Source organism: Streptomyces sp. NPDC059649 (genome assembly GCF_042734445.1).
In the GTDB taxonomy this organism is placed as follows: Bacteria; Actinomycetota; Actinomycetes; order Streptomycetales; family Streptomycetaceae; genus Streptomyces.
This window is the reverse complement of sequence record NZ_JBHWDV010000055.1, coordinates 1-16,362: the sequence shown is the minus strand read 5'-3', so window position 1 is coordinate 16,362 and position 16,362 is coordinate 1. Positions and strand designations below refer to the sequence as shown.

At 73.8% G+C, this 16,362-nt stretch carries 14 protein-coding genes; 8 read left to right on the top strand and 6 right to left on the bottom strand.

The annotated features are described in order from the left end of the window. The first annotated feature begins 168 nt into the window (after positions 1-168). Both ACFV1J_RS34425 and ACFV1J_RS34420 read left to right on the top strand, forming a co-directional pair. Positions 169-2,193: an FAD-dependent oxidoreductase gene (locus ACFV1J_RS34425; RefSeq protein WP_385864874.1), complete on the top strand. Its 2,025-nt coding sequence runs from the start codon at positions 169-171 to the stop codon at positions 2,191-2,193. Positions 2,194-2,242: 49 nt separating this feature from the next. Next, positions 2,243-2,797, top strand: a complete 555-nt coding sequence (locus ACFV1J_RS34420) for a PadR family transcriptional regulator (protein ID WP_385864870.1) — start codon at positions 2,243-2,245, stop codon at positions 2,795-2,797. A gap of 65 nt (positions 2,798-2,862) precedes the next feature. On the opposite strand, the gene ACFV1J_RS34415 is transcribed toward ACFV1J_RS34420, so the two are convergent. The 3 genes from ACFV1J_RS34415 to ACFV1J_RS34405 form a co-directional block, all read right to left on the bottom strand. Next, positions 2,863-3,135, bottom strand: coding sequence for a hypothetical protein (locus ACFV1J_RS34415; protein WP_261951908.1), 273 nt, complete (start codon positions 3,133-3,135; stop codon positions 2,863-2,865). Positions 3,136-3,285: 150 nt separating this feature from the next. Further along, positions 3,286-4,845, bottom strand: coding sequence for an AMP-binding protein (locus ACFV1J_RS34410; RefSeq protein ID WP_385864867.1), 1,560 nt, complete (start codon positions 4,843-4,845; stop codon positions 3,286-3,288). Between the two features lie 176 nt (positions 4,846-5,021). Then, a complete protein-coding gene (locus tag ACFV1J_RS34405; RefSeq protein ID WP_385864864.1) occupies positions 5,022-5,930 on the bottom strand; it encodes a Gfo/Idh/MocA family protein in 909 nt (302 codons plus the stop codon). 222 nt (positions 5,931-6,152) lie between these two features. Here ACFV1J_RS34405 and ACFV1J_RS34400 point away from each other — a divergent pair, with 222 nt between their 5' ends. The 6 genes from ACFV1J_RS34400 (at position 6,153) to ACFV1J_RS34375 (ending at position 13,014) form a co-directional block, all read left to right on the top strand. Further along, positions 6,153-7,619, top strand: a complete 1,467-nt coding sequence (locus ACFV1J_RS34400) for a hypothetical protein (RefSeq protein ID WP_385864862.1) — start codon at positions 6,153-6,155, stop codon at positions 7,617-7,619. Next, positions 7,616-8,785, top strand: a complete 1,170-nt coding sequence (locus ACFV1J_RS34395; RefSeq protein ID WP_385864860.1) for a hypothetical protein — start codon at positions 7,616-7,618, stop codon at positions 8,783-8,785. The genes ACFV1J_RS34400 and ACFV1J_RS34395 overlap by 4 nt, the downstream gene beginning before the upstream one ends. 205 nt (positions 8,786-8,990) lie before the next feature. Beyond that, positions 8,991-10,043 carry a glutamine synthetase gene (glnII, locus tag ACFV1J_RS34390; RefSeq protein WP_385864858.1) on the top strand — a complete coding sequence of 351 codons (1,053 nt, stop codon included), beginning with the start codon at positions 8,991-8,993 and terminating at the stop codon, positions 10,041-10,043. 255 nt (positions 10,044-10,298) lie between these two features. After that, complete coding sequence (locus tag ACFV1J_RS34385) at positions 10,299-11,228, top strand: DUF6891 domain-containing protein (protein WP_385864856.1); 930 nt, start codon at positions 10,299-10,301, stop codon at positions 11,226-11,228. Position 11,229: 1 nt separating this feature from the next. Next, positions 11,230-12,072 (top strand): rhomboid-like protein, encoded by an 843-nt coding sequence (locus tag ACFV1J_RS34380; protein WP_385864854.1) that lies wholly within the window; start codon positions 11,230-11,232, stop codon positions 12,070-12,072. A 360-nt stretch (positions 12,073-12,432) separates the two neighbouring features. Further along, positions 12,433-13,014: a winged helix-turn-helix domain-containing protein gene (locus ACFV1J_RS34375; protein WP_385864852.1), complete on the top strand. Its 582-nt coding sequence runs from the start codon at positions 12,433-12,435 to the stop codon at positions 13,012-13,014. Positions 13,015-13,401: 387 nt separating this feature from the next. Here ACFV1J_RS34375 and ACFV1J_RS34370 read toward each other — a convergent pair whose 3' ends face one another. The 3 genes from ACFV1J_RS34370 to ACFV1J_RS34360 are packed head-to-tail and all read right to left on the bottom strand — an operon-like array spanning position 13,402 to position 15,810. After that, positions 13,402-14,049, bottom strand: a complete 648-nt coding sequence (locus ACFV1J_RS34370; RefSeq protein ID WP_385864850.1) for a DedA family protein — start codon at positions 14,047-14,049, stop codon at positions 13,402-13,404. Beyond that, a complete protein-coding gene (locus ACFV1J_RS34365) occupies positions 14,042-15,019 on the bottom strand; it encodes a lysophospholipid acyltransferase family protein (protein ID WP_385864848.1) in 978 nt (325 codons plus the stop codon). The genes ACFV1J_RS34370 and ACFV1J_RS34365 overlap by 8 nt, the downstream gene beginning before the upstream one ends. After that, positions 15,016-15,810 (bottom strand): GNAT family N-acetyltransferase, encoded by a 795-nt coding sequence (locus tag ACFV1J_RS34360; RefSeq protein WP_385864844.1) that lies wholly within the window; start codon positions 15,808-15,810, stop codon positions 15,016-15,018. The genes ACFV1J_RS34365 and ACFV1J_RS34360 overlap by 4 nt, the downstream gene beginning before the upstream one ends. Positions 15,811-16,362 lie beyond the last annotated feature (552 nt).

The window sequence follows — 16,362 nt, the reverse complement described above, 5'->3', positions numbered from 1 at the left end:
GGCGCGTTGTCTGTGACACGACGCACGGTGCGGACATCGTCACGCATTCGGTACGGCCCTCGCCACCGCCCCGCGCGTCGCCTCGCTCACAGTTTTTGCAACTTGTTGCATAACCGCCTCCGCCTGGTCTAGAACCAGTGTCAGTCCACCCCGCCCGAGGAGGCCCCCGTGAGCCCGAAGAACCCGTATCCGCATCTGCTGAGCCCGCTCGACCTCGGGTTCACCACGCTCCCCAACCGGGTGCTGATGGGGTCGATGCACATCGGCCTTGAGGAGGCCGAGAACGGGTTCGCGCGGATGGCCGCGTTCTACGCGGAGCGGGCGCGCGGCGGGGTCGGGCTGATGGTCACCGGCGGGATCGCGCCGAACGACGCGGGCCGGCCGTACGAGGGCGGGGCCAAGCTGACCACCGAGGCGGAGGCGGCGCAGCACCGGACCGTGACCGAGGCGGTGCACGCCGCGGGCGGCCGGATCGCGATGCAGATCCTGCACTTCGGGCGGTACGCGTACCACCAGGACCTGGTCGCGCCGAGTGCGATCCAGGCGCCGATCAGCCCGTTCACCCCGCATGCGCTCACCGACGACGAGGTGGAGCAGACCGTCGAGGACTACGTACGGGCGGCGGAACTGGCCCGGTCCGCGGGGTACGACGGGGTCGAGATCATGGGCTCGGAAGGCTACTTGATCAATGAGTTCGTGGTCGGCGCGACCAACCACCGCACGGACCGGTGGGGCGGCTCGTACGAGAACCGGATGCGGTTCCCGGTGGAGATCGTCCGGCGGACCCGGGAGCGCCTCGGGCCGGACTTCATCCTGATCTACCGGCTGTCGATGCTGGACCTGGTGCCGGGCGGCTCGACGCTGGAGGAGGTCGTCACGCTCGCCAAGGAGATCGAGGCGGCGGGTGCGACGATCATCAACACCGGCATCGGGTGGCACGAGGCCCGCATCCCGACCATCGCGACGTCGGTGCCGCGCGGGGCGTACACCTGGGTGACCAAGCGGCTGATGGGCGCGGTCTCGGTGCCGCTGGTGACCAGCAACCGGATCAACACCCCCGAGGTGGCCGAGGAGCTGCTCGCCGACGGGCGGGCCGACATGGTGTCGCTGGCCCGGCCCTTCCTCGCCGACCCGGACTTCGTGGCCAAGGCGGCGGACGGCCGGTCCGCGGAGATCAACACCTGCATCGGCTGCAACCAGGCCTGCCTCGACCACACCTTCAGCGGCAAGATCACCTCCTGCCTGGTGAACCCGCGGGCCTGCCACGAGACCGAGCTGGTGCTCGCGCCGACCCGGCTGCGCAAGCGGCTCGCGGTGGTCGGGGCCGGGCCGGCCGGGCTCGCCTGCGCGGTGTCCGCCGCCGAGCGCGGACACCAGGTCACGCTGTTCGAGGCCGCGGGCGAGATCGGCGGACAGCTGAACATCGCCAAGCGGGTGCCGGGCAAGGAGGAGTTCGAGGAGACGCTGCGGTACTTCCGCGAGCAGCTGGCGCTGCGCGGGGTCGACGTCCGGCTGAACACCACCGTGACCGCGGCCGACCTGGGGTCGTACGACGAGGTGGTGGTCGCCACCGGTGTCACCCCGCGGATCCCGGAGATCGAGGGGATCGGCCACCCGAGCGTGGTCAGCTACCTCGACGTACTGCGGGACGGCGCCGAGGTGGGCGCGCGGGTCGCGGTCATCGGGGCGGGCGGCATCGGCTTCGACGTCGCGGAGTTCCTGACCGACGCCGGCGACGGGGCGAGCCAGGACGCGGAGACGTACTTCCGGGGCTGGGGCGTGGACACCGGGTACGGCGACCGCGGCGGGCTGCGGGCGCCCGAGCGGCCCGCGCCGCCGCGCCAGGTGCACCTGCTCCAGCGCAAGACGTCCAAGGTGGGCGCGGGGCTGGGCAAGACGACCGGGTGGATCCACCGCACGGAGCTGCGGCAGCGGGGCGTGACCATGGTCCCCGGCGTGACGTACGAGCGGATCGACGGGGCGGGGCTGCACATCACGGTGGACGGCGAGGCCCGCACGCTGCCCGTGGACACCGTCGTGGTGTGCAGCGGGCAGGAGCCGCGCCGGGACCTGTACGAGGAGCTGCGGGCGGAGGGCCGGGCGGTGCATCTGATCGGCGGTGCGGACGTCGCCGCCGAGCTGGACGCCAAGCGCGCCATCAAGCAGGGGACGGAGCTGGCGGCGGCGCTCTGAGGTCCGGCCGGCCACCCGGCATTGCGCCCGGCCTGCCTAGGATTCCCCCATGTCACTCCCCCACGCGATCCTCACCGCCCTGCTGGAGAAGCCGTCGTCGGGGCTGGAGCTGACCCGGAGGTTCGACCGGTCGATCGGGTACTTCTGGCCGGCCACGCATCAGCAGATCTACCGGGAGCTGGGGAAGCTGGAGCAGGCCGGGTTCATCCGGGCGCTGCCGTCGGAGACGCCGTCGCGCGGGCAGAAGAAGGAGTTCGAGGTGCTGCCGGCCGGGCGGGCGGAGCTGACCGCGTGGGCGTCCGGCGAGCAGGACACCAAGCCGGTGCGCAATGCGCTGGTGCTGCGGCTGCGGGCGGCGGCGGTCGTCGGCCGGGCCGGGCTGGACGCCGAGCTGCGGCGTCATCTGACGCTGCACGAACGGCAGTTGGCGCAGTACGAGGAGATCGAGGAGCGCGACTTCGGGGCGGTGGCCGATCCGGAGGACCGGCTGCGGCGGCTCGTGCTGCGGGCCGGGATCGGGCTGGAGACCTTCTGGGTGCAGTGGCTCCAGGAGGCCCTGGCCGAGGTCGAGGACATGGAAGCGGGCGGGCGGCCCGGGGAGTGATTCCCGGACCGCCCGCCGGTGTCGTCAGCAGGTGGCGCAGAGCGCGGGTGTGCGTCGGCGGGCCGTCAGCAGTTGTCGTAGAGCAGCGCGCGCACCAGACGGCAGGTCGTGTCGGAGGGGGCGTGCACCCCTATCCGGGCGGCGGTGCTGCGGATCCGGTGGTTGGGGGCCTGCTCGGGGCGGTAGACGCCGGTGTCGAGCAGGGCGATGGCCAGGCGCATGGCCTTCAGGCGGCGGTTGTGGGATTCGTACCGCTCGCGGGGCCAGCCGGCGGGCAGTGGTTTCTTGGGCAGCGGGTGGGCGGGGAGAGGCTTCGTCATCGTTACGGCGACAGCCACGGGCGACCTCCTGGAGCGCTGGGAAAACCCTCACTGACTGGTTCCCATTCTACCGGCCGGCACTGACAAAAGCCCCTGGCCAGAGGGGATTTGGGGGCTCTGACCAGGGGTCCGGTACGGGTCTTCCCAGGGGTCCGGTGCGGGTCCTCGTCAGGCCGTCGCGGCACTCGCCCGCAGCACGGTCTTGTCGGGTTTGCCGACGGGGGTGAGCGGGATGGCGTCGACGACGTGGACGGCGGCCGGGGCGTACATGGCGCCCTTGTGCGCGGTGACGAACGCGCGGAGGTCGGCGAGGTCCACGGTCCGGCCCGGGGCGGGCACGACCGCGAGGTGCACCTCCTCGGTCTCGTCCGCGGTGCGCACCCCGTAGACGGCGCAGTGGGCGACCGCGGGATGGGTGTGCAGCAGGTCCTCGATATCCGCCGGGTGGACATGGCCGCCCACGACGATGATCACGTCCTTGACCCGGTCGACGAGGTAGAGCCGGCCCTCGCCGTCCAGGCAGCCGACGTCACCGGTGCGCAGCCAGCCGTCACCGGGCAGGGCGCGCGCGGTCTCCTCGGGCTGCTTCCAGTAGCCGGTCATCACGCCGGCGGAGCGGATGTGGACCTCGCCCGGCTCCCCCGTCGGCAGGTCGCGGCCGTCCGCGTCCCGTACGGCGATCTCCACGCCGGGCAGCGCGCGGCCGACGGTGATCCGGCCGCCGGGCCCGGTGGGCACGTGGTCCTCCGGGAGGGCCAGGCTGATGCTCATCGCCTCGGACATGCCGTACATCCCGTGCAGTACGGGTCCGAACACCTCGGCGGCCTGCAGCAGACGGGAGGGCGAGGCGGGGCAGCCGCCGTAGGTGATGCGGGCGAGGGAGCTGAGGTCGGTGGTGGGGAGGGCGGGGTCGTCCAGCAGGCGGTAGAGGAGCGGCGGCAGCAGCCACAGGTCGGTGATGCGGTCGCGGGCGACGGTGGCGAGGACCGCGCCGGGGTCGAAGCCGCGGTGCAGGACGACGGTGCCGCCGCCGGCGAGCGTGAGGTCGGACAGGATGCCCGCCAGGTGGGCGAGCGAGGTGCAGGCGAGGAACCGGGCGGGCCCGTTCGCGGGCTCCGGCGCCATGTGGGCGAGCATCGCCCCGTAGGGGGCGTGTGCCATCCGGACGCCCTTGGGGATGCCGGTGGTGCCGCCGGTGTGGCGGATGCACCAGTCGTCCTCCGGGCGGGCGCCGCTCGGTACGTCGGGGGTGGCCGGGAGCGCGGCACAGGCGGCGAGCAGATCCGCGCCGAGGGCGGGGCCGGGCGCCGGGCCGAGGGTCATCACCTCCGGGCGCGGCCCCGGCAGCTGCCGGAGTACGTCCCGTGCGGTGGCGTGCAGGTCCGGGTCGACGACGAGCAGGGCCGGTTCGACGCTGTCGGCTATCCGGGCCAGGGTCTCGGCGGCCATGCCGTCGTAGAGGAACACCACCCGGGCACCGAGGAGGTTGACGGCGTAGCGGGCCGCGAGCACCTCGGCACGGTTGCCGCTGAGCAGGCAGACCGTCCGGCCGCGGCCGATGCCGTGGGCGTCGAGCACGGCCGCCATGCGGTGCACGGTGGCGTGCATCTCACCGGCGGTGAGGTCGGGGTGGCCGTCCGGGCCGGTCAGCGCCGGCCGGCCGGGGTCGCGGGCGAGGGCGGCCAGGATGGTGTCGACATAACTGGTGAAGCCGGTGGCGGAGGGCATGGACGGCGGGCTCCTCGGTGCGGTGCGGTGCGCGGACGGTCGGCGGCCGGACGGTGTCCGGCCGTGATGCCATCGGCCGGCCTGTTCGGCCGGTCGGTGACCGGACGGTGATCGGCCGGCGGAACCGACGCTACGGCCGATCTCTCATGCCCTCCATGACCAAATGCGCCATATGCTCATGACCGTTGAGGCATGAGCGGGGTGAGGGACTCCTCCGCCGCCGCCAGGATCTCGGTGACCCGCAGACCGAAGTGGACGTCGCAGGCGTTCGGCAGACCGGTCTCCACCGCGGCGAGCAGGGCGTCGAGGGCGCGGTGGTAGGCCGGTCCGGGACCGTGCTGACGGCGGGGCAGGCTGGTGACGCCGGCCGTGCCGCGGAGGGTGACCTCGACGCCGGCCGCGGCGACCGGGGCGGTCAGCCCGATCGTCGCCGAGCTGGCCGCGCCGCTGCTGTGCCGCATCGTCAGCAGCACGGTGTCGGCCGGGCCCCTGGTGGCGGTCACCTCCTCCGCGTCGCCCAGGACGGGCAGCAGGACGGAGAGCGCGTGCGGGCCGACGTCCCACAGCCCGCCCTTGTCGCGGCGCCACGGGGAGTGCGCGTACGGGCTGGTGGAGCCGTGGGAGAAGACCGGTGCGAGCCAGTCGGCGTGCGCGGTGAACCAGCCGCCCACGGCCGCCTGCGCGGCGATCCACTCCCCCTCCTCCGCGCCGAAGCGCGCGGTGAAGAAGACCACCGAGGCCACCCCCGCCCGGTCGGCGGCCTCCGCGACCGCCCGGGCACCGGGCACCGAGGTGGCGACCGGTTTGTCCAGCAGCAGGTGGCAGCCTGCCCGCGCGGCGCGCTCCGCCAACGGGCCCTGCACGGACGGCGGCAGGGCGATCGCCACCGCGTCGCAGTCGGCGCACAGCTCGTCGGGGCTCTCGTACGGGCGGGTGCCGTGGGCCTGGGCCAGGGCGGCGGCGGCCTCCGCGCGGCGCCCCCAGACGCCGATGAAGGCGACGCCGGGGTGGTCGGCGAGGGCGGGGGCGTGGACGCTGCGCGCCCAGGGGCCGGTACCGAGGAGTCCGATGCGCATGGTCGTCATGCGGCCAGTGTCCCCCGGTACGGGCGGCGGACGGCCGATTCCCCGGGGCGGCCGGGCCGTGTCCCCGGGCGGTAATCGGCATGCCCGGTGGGCCCGCCCGGTGTTACGTTTCCCCAGCCGGCCGCGGGACTCCGGTGCGACTTCCGGACCTGCTCTGCAAAGCAACGATTCGCTGTTCGTGCCCCCATTCCCCGGCCGGCGTCCGACAACGGGGAGGACGGGGTGGACAGTCGCCCGGATCTGGTGGCGGCCGAGGACGTGCTGCTGTTCGTGAACGCCGCGATCACGGCCACCGGACAGCGGGAGTTCCGCTCCGGCGCGGCGGAACAGCGGCTGTCGCTGGACTTCCTGCACGCGTACGTGCGGATCAACTACCGCCCGCTGTACGCCGCTTCGCTCGCCCTGGACCTCAACGACCACAACGCCGCGCTGATCGTGCGCCGGCTGCTGGAGACCGCGGGCGAGGCGACGGCGGACGAGCGGCGCGCCGAGGGGCGGCTGATCGCGGCCCGGCTGGCGCGGCTGCCCGCACCGCGGGTGTACCGGCTGTTCCGGGCGCTGCGCGCGGCCGGGGTGAACAACCGCCGGACCCGGGCGATCATCCGGGACTGGGTGGCCGCGCGCCCGGACCCGGCGCTGGACGCGGTCAAGTACCGGGCCGGCCTCAGGTGCGCCGCGCGCCACGCCCATCTGCCGCTGCGCGGGACGGGCGAGGACGGCGGCGAGCTGGGCGACTTCCTCTTCGCGCCGGGCCGCCGGAAGCAGTTCGGCACCCCGCTGCTGGACGCCTGGCGCCGGGCGCACCACGAACAGGGCGCGCTGTACGAGCTGCCGTTCACCGTCGCCGAGGGGTTCGCGGCGGCGCACGGCATCGGGCGGCGGGCCTTCCTGGAGCGGATCGCCCCGCGGATGACGCGGCTGGAGCGGCTGCGGGTACAGGAGTCGGCCCGTGCGCAGGGCGCCGAAGTGGACCGCGATCTCACCGGGATGCCGCTGACCCGGCTCGCCTCGTGCGTCCTGGGGCTGCCGCTGGACGACCGGGTGGCCCGCCGGGCCGAGCTGACGGGTGCGCTGCGGGCGGCGGCGCGGCGTACCGCCGGGGCGCGGGCCGGGACCTGGGGCCGGGTGGCGGCCGTACTGGACGACAGTTACTCCACCACCGGCTCGCGGCAGAAGCGGCGCCGCCCGTTGGCGACCGCGCTGGCCTGCCACTTCCTGCTGGAGGCGTTGGCGGAGTCGTATCTGCCGCTGTGGACGTCCGGGCGGCAGGACGCGCTGCTGGCGCGCCCGTTCGGGCCGACCCCGCTGGGCATGCGGGTGCTGGACGCGCTGGAGTACGCGCCGGAGCGGCTGGTGATCGTCTCGGACGGCTGGGACAACGCGCCGCCCGGGCTGGCCGGTGAGGTGCTGCGGGTCTGGCGGACCCGGCTCGACCCGCGCGGCGCCACCTCCGTCGTCCATCTCAACCCGGTGTACGACGCCGAGGACTTCACGGTGCGACGGCTGTCCTCCGTGGTGCCGACGGCCGGGGTGCGGGATGCCGAGGACCTGCCGGCGCTGGTGCAGCTCGCGCGGTTCGCCGAGGGCCGGACCGGGCCGGCCGAACTGCGGGCCCATCTGGACGAGCGGGTGCGGCAGTTCCTGGCGGAGGCCGAAACGGTGCGGCGGACCGAGGGGGCCGCGGGATGAGCAGGCTGGATCTGAGCGGGCTCGGGGCCCGGCCGGCGCAGGTGTGGGGCGCGGTCCGGCTGGTCCCGCTGGTGCGGGACGAGCCGATCACCGATCTGCGGCTGCACCGCGAGCTGTACGAGGACGGGCCGCTGACGGTCCGGGGCGAGCGCGGTACGGCCTACACGGCGTACGTACCGCACGGTTTCGTGGCGAACTGGACCGGCGACGGGTCGCCGGCCGCCGCGTACGGCTCGCAGCTGAGCGAGGAGCGGGGCCCGGTGGTGTGTGCGCCGCTGCACCTTCCGCGCAAGCTCGTCCAGCGACGGCGCGGCAAGGAGGACGCGAAGCGGAAGGCGGGGGGCGGTCCTTCGGGCGGGCTGCGGTTCCTGCCGCTCCATCTGGCGCTCGACGGCTATCTGGCGCTGCACTTCGGCGGTCCGTCGATCGTGTGGGAGGAGTGGACCCGGCGGGCGGTCCGCGACGGGCTCTCACCGCGCGCGGAGCGGGCCTACCGGGGCGAGGCGGTCCCCGGACTCGACGACGCACTGCGGGTCTTCGAGATCCATCCCGGGCAGTGCGGGGTGCTGGTGTACGTCGCCGACGCCCTGGCCGCCGCTTTCGTGGTGCCGCATCCGGACGACTACCGGGCGCTGCACCCGTCGCTGCTGCAGGACCTGTACGGCGAGCTGATGTACCAGTACGCCCTCTACGGCGGGCCCGTGCCGGAGTTCACCGCCCGGATCGCGGCGGAGTACGTCACCTCGCTCGCCGAGCTGCGGTCCGCCGCCGCACGGCAGCAACAGGAGTGGGAGAGCCGGCACGCCGCCCTGATGGCGGGTGAGTTGCTGGACGCGTCCTACGAGGTGCGGCAGGTGTACCGGATGGGGCGGTTCCGGCTGTCCCGGTTCCTGCCGCCGTTCGCCCTGCACCGCACCCAGCACATCGGCGAAATGATCACCGACGGCAAGGGCCGGGTCGCCTACCTCAAGACGTTCCGGCTGACCGACAAGCAGGTCCGGCGCGGTCACGTCCTGCACCGGCTGGCGGCCCACGACTGGCATGTGGGGCGCACCGCGGAGGCGATGGGGATCAGCGGTCCGGAGCTCGTCCGGCGGGTGATCCACCTCGGTTTCGAGGGGCTGCTGAAGCAGCACACCGAGGGTCCGGCGAAGCGGCGCGGCTGAGGTCCGCGCCACACCATCACCCGCAAAACGGGAGATACCGACCATCGATTCCAAGACAAATCTGAGCGAATCCCTTCCGGATGGCGGGATGCCCGGCTGAGTAACCTGCGGTTCACATATGGGCAACGGACGAGAAACGGCTCGTTGCGAGAGTGCGAACGTACGCCCGCACGCGTACCCGCACCTACCCGTATAAGAGGACCCCGTGACCATCAAGGCCGAGTACATCTGGATCGACGGCACCCAGCCGACCGCCAAGCTCCGTTCCAAGACGAAGATCCTGGAGGGGGGTCCCTCCCAGGCCTTGAGCACTGGGGGAGCGAGCAAGCTGCCGCGCTGGGGCTTCGACGGGTCCAGCACGAACCAGGCGGAGGGCCACTCCTCGGACCTCGTCCTCGAACCGGTCTTCAGCTGCCCGGACCCGATCCGCGGCGGGGACCACCTGCTGGTGCTGTGCGAGGTGCTCAACACCGACCTGACCCCGCACTCCTCCAACACCCGTGCGCTGCTGCGCCCGGTGGCGGAGAAGTTCGCGGACCAGGAGCCGATCTTCGGCATCGAGCAGGAGTACACCTTCCTCAAGGGCGAGCGGCCGCTCGGCTTCCCCGAGGGCGGCGGCTTCCCGGCCCCGCAGGCCGACTACTACTGCGGTGTCGGCGCTGACGCGATCTTCGGCCGGGAGATCGTCGAGAAGCACCTCGACCTGTGCCTGGCCGCCGGCCTCGGCCTGTCCGGCATCAACGCCGAGGTCATGCCGGGCCAGTGGGAGTTCCAGGTGGGCGCGCTGGCCCCGCTGGAGGTCTCCGACCACATGTGGGTGGCGCGCTGGCTGCTGCACCGTACGGCGGAGGAGTTCGGCGTCACCGCGTCGCTGGACGCCAAGCCGGCCAAGGGCGACTGGAACGGCGCGGGCGCGCACACCAACTTCTCCACCCGCGCGATGCGCGAGGGCTACGACGCGATCATCACCGCCTGTGAGGCGCTGGGCGCCGGCGACAAGCCGCTGGAGCACGTCCGCCAGTACGGCACCGGCATCGAGGACCGGCTCACGGGTGCGCACGAGACCGCTCCCTGGGACGAGTTCAGCTACGGCGCCTCGGACCGCGGTGCGTCGGTGCGCATCCCCTGGCAGGTCGAGGTCGAGAAGAAGGGCTACATCGAGGACCGGCGGCCGAACGCCAACGTCGACCCGTACGTGGTGACCCGGCTGATCGTGGACACCTGCTGCACGGAGCTGGCGCGGCGCGAGCAGGTCTGAGACGGGCAGTAACGCGTGAGGGGGGCCGGACCGGTGGGTCCGGCCCCTTCGCGTGCGTCCCGCCCCTTGGTGGGTCCGGCCCCTTCGCGTACGTCCGCCCTCGCGTACGGCCGCCCTTCGCTCGCGTACGGCCCCTTCGTTTGTCCGGCGTCCCGGGCCGGGCGTCTGGCGTCCCGGGCCGGGCGTCCGCCGCCGACGGTCCCCGCGCCCGGCCCGCGGGGCGGCGTTGTCAGTGGCGGATGGCAGGCTGGGATCATGCTTGCGATCAGCGTCAAGACCGAGTCCGGGGCGGACCTTTCGCGCCCCACCCCCGCGGAGCTGGCCGCGCTGCTGCTGCGGATCGGCGCCGACGGCGACCACTTCGCGGTGGTCGAGCGGCTGCCCGTCGAGGACCAGATGTATGTGCAGACCTGGCGGGACGGCGACGGGCCGTTCGCCGTGGAGTACCGCGACGGCGCTCCCGAGCGGCACTTCACGGCCTCGACCGGGGACGCCGAGCGGGTGGTCGAGGTGTTCCTGGACTGGGCGCGCGGCGGGCGGGCGTGGCGTACGGCGCTGGACTGGCGCCCCGCCGACCTCTTCGCCACGCCCGGTCTGGACCCCGCGGTCCGCGCGGAGGCCGAGGAGCACGCCCGTGCCGGCATACGCTCCGGCTTCCGCGCCTTCCACCAGGTCGTACAGGACGTCCGGGACGCCTTCGACCCCGCGGAGGCCGAGGTCACGCCGGAGGAGGCGCAGCGGATCGTGGCGCAGCTGTGGGAGAAGCGGCTCGGCGAGCAGGCCGGGTGGCCGGAGGTGACCGACCCCGACCGGGTGGCCCGGGCCTTCGCGGCGCTGGCCGACCGCGGACTGACCGCGCGGATGGACTTCACCTGCTGCAGCGGCTGCGCGCTGGCCGAGATCGGCGGCGAACGGGCCGCGGGCGACCGGGGCTTCGTCTTCTTCCACCACCAGGACACCGCGGCGGCCGCCGAGGGCCACGGCCTGTCGGTCCGCTACGGCGCCTATCCCGGTCCCGGCCAGGACACCGGGGACGTACCGGGCGAGCAGCGGGCCGAGGTGGGGCGGACGGTGGCCGCGGCGCTGACCGAGGCGGGTCTGCCGGTGCGGTGGGACGGCGATCCGGACCGCGTGATCGACCTCGCCCCGCTGGACTGGCGCAAGCGCCTGCCGACGGGAGCCTGAGATGACACCCCGGCCGCCCCGCCCGTCCCGCGTCCCCTGGGCCGCGGCGCTGTACGTCGGAGCCGTCCAGCTCGGCGCGTACGCCACCGCGCGACTGCCCGCCCGGCGCCGGACGGGGCTGCTGCGCGCCCACTCCACCAACGTCGCCAACCTACGGGCCGGCCGCTGGGGCACGCTGCTCACCAGCGCGGCGTTCGTCGAGGAGCCGCTTCCGGTGCCGTACGGCACGGCGCTGCTCGCCGTCCTGGGCACGGCCGAGCGACGCTGGGGAACACGCCGCGCGGCGGCGGTCTTCGCGGCCGGCCACATCGGCGCCAGCCTGCTGGTGTACGCCGGCCTGCGGGCCCGCACCCGCCTGCGCGGGCCCGCCACCGGACCGCCGCCGGACCGCGAACCACCGGGCCAGGAACCCCAGGACCGACCACCACCCGACCCGACCGCGCACGCCGTCGACGTCGGGGCCAGCTACGGCTTCTACGCCACACTGGGCGCGCTCGCCGCGTCCGTCCCGCACCGCGGCGTACGGACCGCCGCCACGGCCGGCCTGCTGGCCCTGGGCATCCGGCCCGTACTGCGCCGCGGGCGGACGTTCACCGACGCCGGCCATCTCACCGCGCTCGCACTGGGTATGGCGACCGGAACCGGAATACGCGCAGGACGTCACCCCCGAAAAGGGGGTGAACCAGAAATACGCGACAGCAGACCCGTCAAACGGATCGGCAGCGAATCGGCGAGGGACCGGCGGCGGATCGGCGAGGGACCGGCGGCGGATCGACCGGATCGGCGACGGATCAGCGACGGATCGACGACGACGGATAGCGGATTTCGGCCACCCGTCCGCTGATCTTCCCCTCCCCAACTCCTCTACTGACAGGCCAAGTCGGAAGGGAATCGCGCCCGGTCCGGCGGTATGTTCCGCCCCCATGCGGTGGATTCGCGTCACACCGCCACCCACACGAGGGACAGATCACCGACTGTCTGGTTCAATGGGGTCATGGCCAGCCTCACCGACACCGCGACAGGTCGCAGCGACCTCGAGCCCTTCTGGCCGTCCCGGCAGGCGCACGCTTTCGACCGTCTGTGTTGCCGCGCGCACTGAGCGCGGGCCCGCACACCCTTCCTCGACGCCGCTGACCGGCGTCCCCAGCCCTGCCCGCGCGCACGACGTCCCCGACGCCCCTCTGCGCGAAAGAGCTGACCCCTGATGACGAACGTCCGTAGCATGACCGCCGGTTCCACGACGGCCCCCCTGTCCCCCCTCACCACCCCACACCCGAACCGCCACCGCCTGCGCGCCGTCTCACCCGACGAAGTGCCACCCGTGGCGGAGCTGCTGAACTCCGGCGCCACCTGGCTGCCGGCGCCGCAGCACAGCCTGCCCGCTCTCCCCGGTCAGCCGCCGATGGTCGGCTACCTCGTCCTGGTGCCGGCCGACCAGGCCACCACCGCGACCGCGCCGCCGCCGGCCGCACAGCCCGAGGCGCCCGCACCGACCGGCGACGCGATCGTCCGGATCGACCCCGAGCAGCGCACCGCCCAGGTCTTGGGCCGCCCGCTGGACCTGACGTACCTGGAGTTCGAGCTGCTGGCCCATCTGGTCGCGCATCCACATCGGGTGCACACCCGCGACCAGCTGGTGACCACGGTCTGGGGCTACGGACACGTCGGTGACGGCCGCACCGTCGACGTCCATGTCGCCCGGCTGCGCCGCAAGTTGGGCGTCGAGCACCGGTCGTCGATCGTGACGGTGCGGCGGGTCGGCTACAAGTACGTACCGAGCGCCTGAGTCTGGCGGTCCTGGAGGGTCCAGCGGGGCCGGCAGGACTGGCGGGGCTGGCGGGTCCGGCGGGGCTGGCGGGCTGGCGGGCTGGCGGGCTGGCGGGCTGGCGGGACCGACGGGTCCGGAGGGGTTGGCGGATCCGCGGGTCCGTCGGACCGGCGGGTCCGTCGGGGCTGGCGGGTCAGCGGGACCGGCAGGACCGCGGGTCCGTCGGACCGGCAGGACCGACGAGTCCGGCGGGGCTGGCGACGGGCCGGACCGTGGAGTTCCGGCGCCGGGACCGGCCCGCCGGATCGGGCACCCTCCCATCAGACGTCCACCGCCAGGCACCCTCCCGTCAGACGCCGCCCGTAAGCCACCTCCTGTCAGACGCCCGCCGTCAGACGCCCCCGGTCAGACGCCCTTCCGCTCCCCCGGGAGCGGGAGGGCGTCCCGCACCCCGCGCCGGTGCACACAGCCCACACACCCCGCCACCAGCAGCCCGGCCGCCGAGGCCAGCAGCATGCCGCGGGCCGGCGACCCGGCCAGCGCGGTACCGCCCAGGCCGCCGAGCGCCGCACTGCACAGCGCCCAGAGGCCCGCGCCCACCGCGTCCAGGAGGACGAAACGACGCAGCGGGAAACGCACGCTCCCGGTGGAGAGCGCGGCGACCACCCGGCCACCGGGCACGAAGCGGCCGCCGATGACCAGCAGCGCGGCGTGCCGTTCCACCCGTGCCCGGGCCCTCGCGTGCCGGGCCCGGCCGCGTTCGCCGCGCAGCAGCCGGGCGATCGCGCGCGGGCCCGCGTACCGGCCCACCGCGTAGCCGAGGCAGTCACCGGCCAGCGCCCCGGCCGCCGCGACCCCCGCCAGCAGCGCGAGCAACGGCAGATCGGGGCCGATGAGCACCGCGACCAGCACGACGGTGGTCTCGCTCGGCATGAACGGCAGCAACGCATCGAGCCCGGACACCAGCAGCACGACCAGCCAGAGCCAGGGCGAGCCGAGCAGGCCCTGCAGCGTGCGGGCCAGTTCGTCGAGGTGGTCGAGCTGATCAAACATGGACCCGCGCCGCCCGCACCGCGCCCGGTACCGGAACCGATGCCGAGGCCGGAACCGATGCCGGTACCGGAACCGATGCCGATGCCGGAACCGATGCCGATGCCGGGGCCGATGCCGATCCCGATCCCGGTGCCGATGCCGGTACGGCCGTCAGCGGCCGCCCATACAGCGCGGCCCGTTCCGCCCGCGCCGCCAGCTCCCGCCGGTCCGCGCCGTCCCCGGTCGTCAGCACCGGATGGACGGTGACGCGTACGGTCAGCGCGCGGGCGGCGACCACCCGGCGCAGCGAACCGAGGAAGGTGTCCGCACCGCAGAACGCGGCCACCGTGCTGGGCCGCCCCTGCTGTGCGTACCCGAGGGTGACCGGCCTGACCGGCGCACCGGCGTCGAGGGCGGCCTGGAAGGTGGCCCGGCGGAAGACCCCACGGCCGGCCGTGCACCAGGTGGTGGCCTGCGGAAACACCGCCACGGACCGCCCGGAGCCGAGCAGCTCGGCCAACTCCCTGACAGTACTTGGCAGTTGACGAGGATCCGTGCGATCGATGAAGAACGTACCGGCGCGCCGGGCCAGACCGCCGACGACCGGCCAGCCACCGACCTCACGCTTGGCGAGGAGGGTGACCGGTTCGACGGCGAGCAGGGCCGGGATGTCGAGCCAGGAGATGTGATTGACGACCAGGAGGGTGCCGGGGCCGCCGCCCGGAGCGGTGAGCGAACCGGCCCCGGCGCCCGGCGGCCCGTCCACCGGGGGCGGGCCCTCCAGACGGATGTCCAGCGCATCGAGCAGACCGGCGGCGTGGGCGCGCAGCCGTACCGGATCGGCCATCCGCCCGCCGTCCGTCAGCGCCCGCCGCACCCGGTGGGCGAAGACCGCCGAGCGCCGCATGGCCTCGGCGGCCGGGACCCGCGGCAGGGCGTGCCGGGCACAGTCCGGGGTGCAGTCGGAGTGGACGTCCCAGGGGCCGTTCACCGCTCCCCCAGGAAGTAACGCCGGTAGCGGTCGCCGAGCCGTTCCATGTCCAGTACGACGAAGAAGTCCGCGACGTCGAACTCGGGGTCATGGGCGGGCGCACCGCAGATGAACGCGCCGATCCGAAGGTAGCCGCGGAGCAGAGGCGGCAGCTGGGCGAGGCTGGCGCGCTCCGGGACGGGGACCGTGGCGCGCCAGGGACGGTGCGGGGTGACCTGCAGCTCGGGCGGGGCGGCATAGCGGACGCGGCCCAGTTCCCAGGCGTGGACGGCGGCGGTACCGCCGTCGGCGAGCGGAACGGAGGCACAGCCGGCCAGATAGCGGTGACCGGAGAGCAGCGTGTAACGGGCCAGCGCGCCCCACATCTGCGTCATCACCGCGCCGTCACGGTGATCGGGGTGCACACAGGAACGGCCGGCCTCGATGAGCGAGGGACGCAGCGCGGTCAGGGCGCCGAGGTCGAACTCACCGTCGGAGTAGAGCCGCGGGCTGCGGCCGGGCGGCAGCAGCCGGTAGGTGCCGACGATCTCGCCGCTGGCGGTGTGGGTGATGACGAGGTGGTCGGCAAGCTCGTCGACGTCGTCGATGTCGTGCCCGGCCAGCGGGGTGTGCAGGGTCGCGCCCATCTCCTCCGCGAAGACGAGGTGACGCAGCCGCTGAGCTGCACGGATCTGCTCGGGGGTGTCGGCGATGTGGGCGGTGTAGCCGGTGTCCGCGGGTTCGGAACCCGCGGACGGGGACGTCGCAGTGGCGGCGGGGACGGTGGCGGACGCGGTCGGTGCCATGCGCATGGGAGCCCTCCATCGGGAGTGACCTGGCACTTCTTTACGCGGCAGACTGTTCCCGGGCCGGACCGCCGGGCGCGTGAAGGCGAGGGGTCGAACGGGTGAGCCTCGTCAAAACACTCTGCGCTTCGCGGGGCCGCCCACGTACCTGTCTGTCCCGCCGTCGGGGTTGCTCGCCGTTGCGCTTTGCGGCGCCCCCGCACGTACCCGTCTGTCCCGCCGCGGCTCTTCTCGCCGTTGCGCGCTTGGCGGCGCCCCGTACGTACCTGTCTGCGGCGCCGCGGGGCGTCTCGCCGTTGCGCTTTGCGGCGCCACCGCACGTACCCGTCTGTCCCGCCGCGGGGCCTCTCGCCGTTGCGCGCTTGGCGGCGCCCCGCACGTTGTCGGCCGTCCCGCCGCGGGGCGTCTCGCCGTTGCGCTTTGCGGCGCCCCCGCACGTACCCGTCTGTCCCGCCGCGGTTCTTCTCGCCGTTGCGCCTGCGGCGGGCTGGGTGTTGTTGGGTGCGGTGACGGTCCTCCGGGGCCTTGTTCGTGGACTGCTTCGCTTTACGTCCACGA

What these genes read in the sequence shown, in the direction of transcription:
- ACFV1J_RS34395 (WP_385864860.1), top strand. Translation starts at nt 7,616, where the DNA reads ATGAGCAGGCTGGATCTGAGCGGGCTCGGGGCCCGGCCGGCGCAGGTG.
- ACFV1J_RS34420 (WP_385864870.1), top strand. Translation starts at nt 2,243, where the DNA reads ATGTCACTCCCCCACGCGATCCTCACCGCCCTGCTGGAGAAGCCGTCG.
- ACFV1J_RS34360 (WP_385864844.1), bottom strand. Translation starts at nt 15,810, where the DNA reads ATGCGCATGGCACCGACCGCGTCCGCCACCGTCCCCGCCGCCACTGCG.
- ACFV1J_RS34385 (WP_385864856.1), top strand. Translation starts at nt 10,299, where the DNA reads ATGCTTGCGATCAGCGTCAAGACCGAGTCCGGGGCGGACCTTTCGCGC.
- ACFV1J_RS34405 (WP_385864864.1), bottom strand. Translation starts at nt 5,930, where the DNA reads ATGACGACCATGCGCATCGGACTCCTCGGTACCGGCCCCTGGGCGCGC.
- ACFV1J_RS34375 (WP_385864852.1), top strand. Translation starts at nt 12,433, where the DNA reads ATGACGAACGTCCGTAGCATGACCGCCGGTTCCACGACGGCCCCCCTG.
- ACFV1J_RS34410 (WP_385864867.1), bottom strand. Translation starts at nt 4,845, where the DNA reads ATGCCCTCCGCCACCGGCTTCACCAGTTATGTCGACACCATCCTGGCC.
- ACFV1J_RS34370 (WP_385864850.1), bottom strand. Translation starts at nt 14,049, where the DNA reads ATGTTTGATCAGCTCGACCACCTCGACGAACTGGCCCGCACGCTGCAG.
- ACFV1J_RS34380 (WP_385864854.1), top strand. Translation starts at nt 11,230, where the DNA reads ATGACACCCCGGCCGCCCCGCCCGTCCCGCGTCCCCTGGGCCGCGGCG.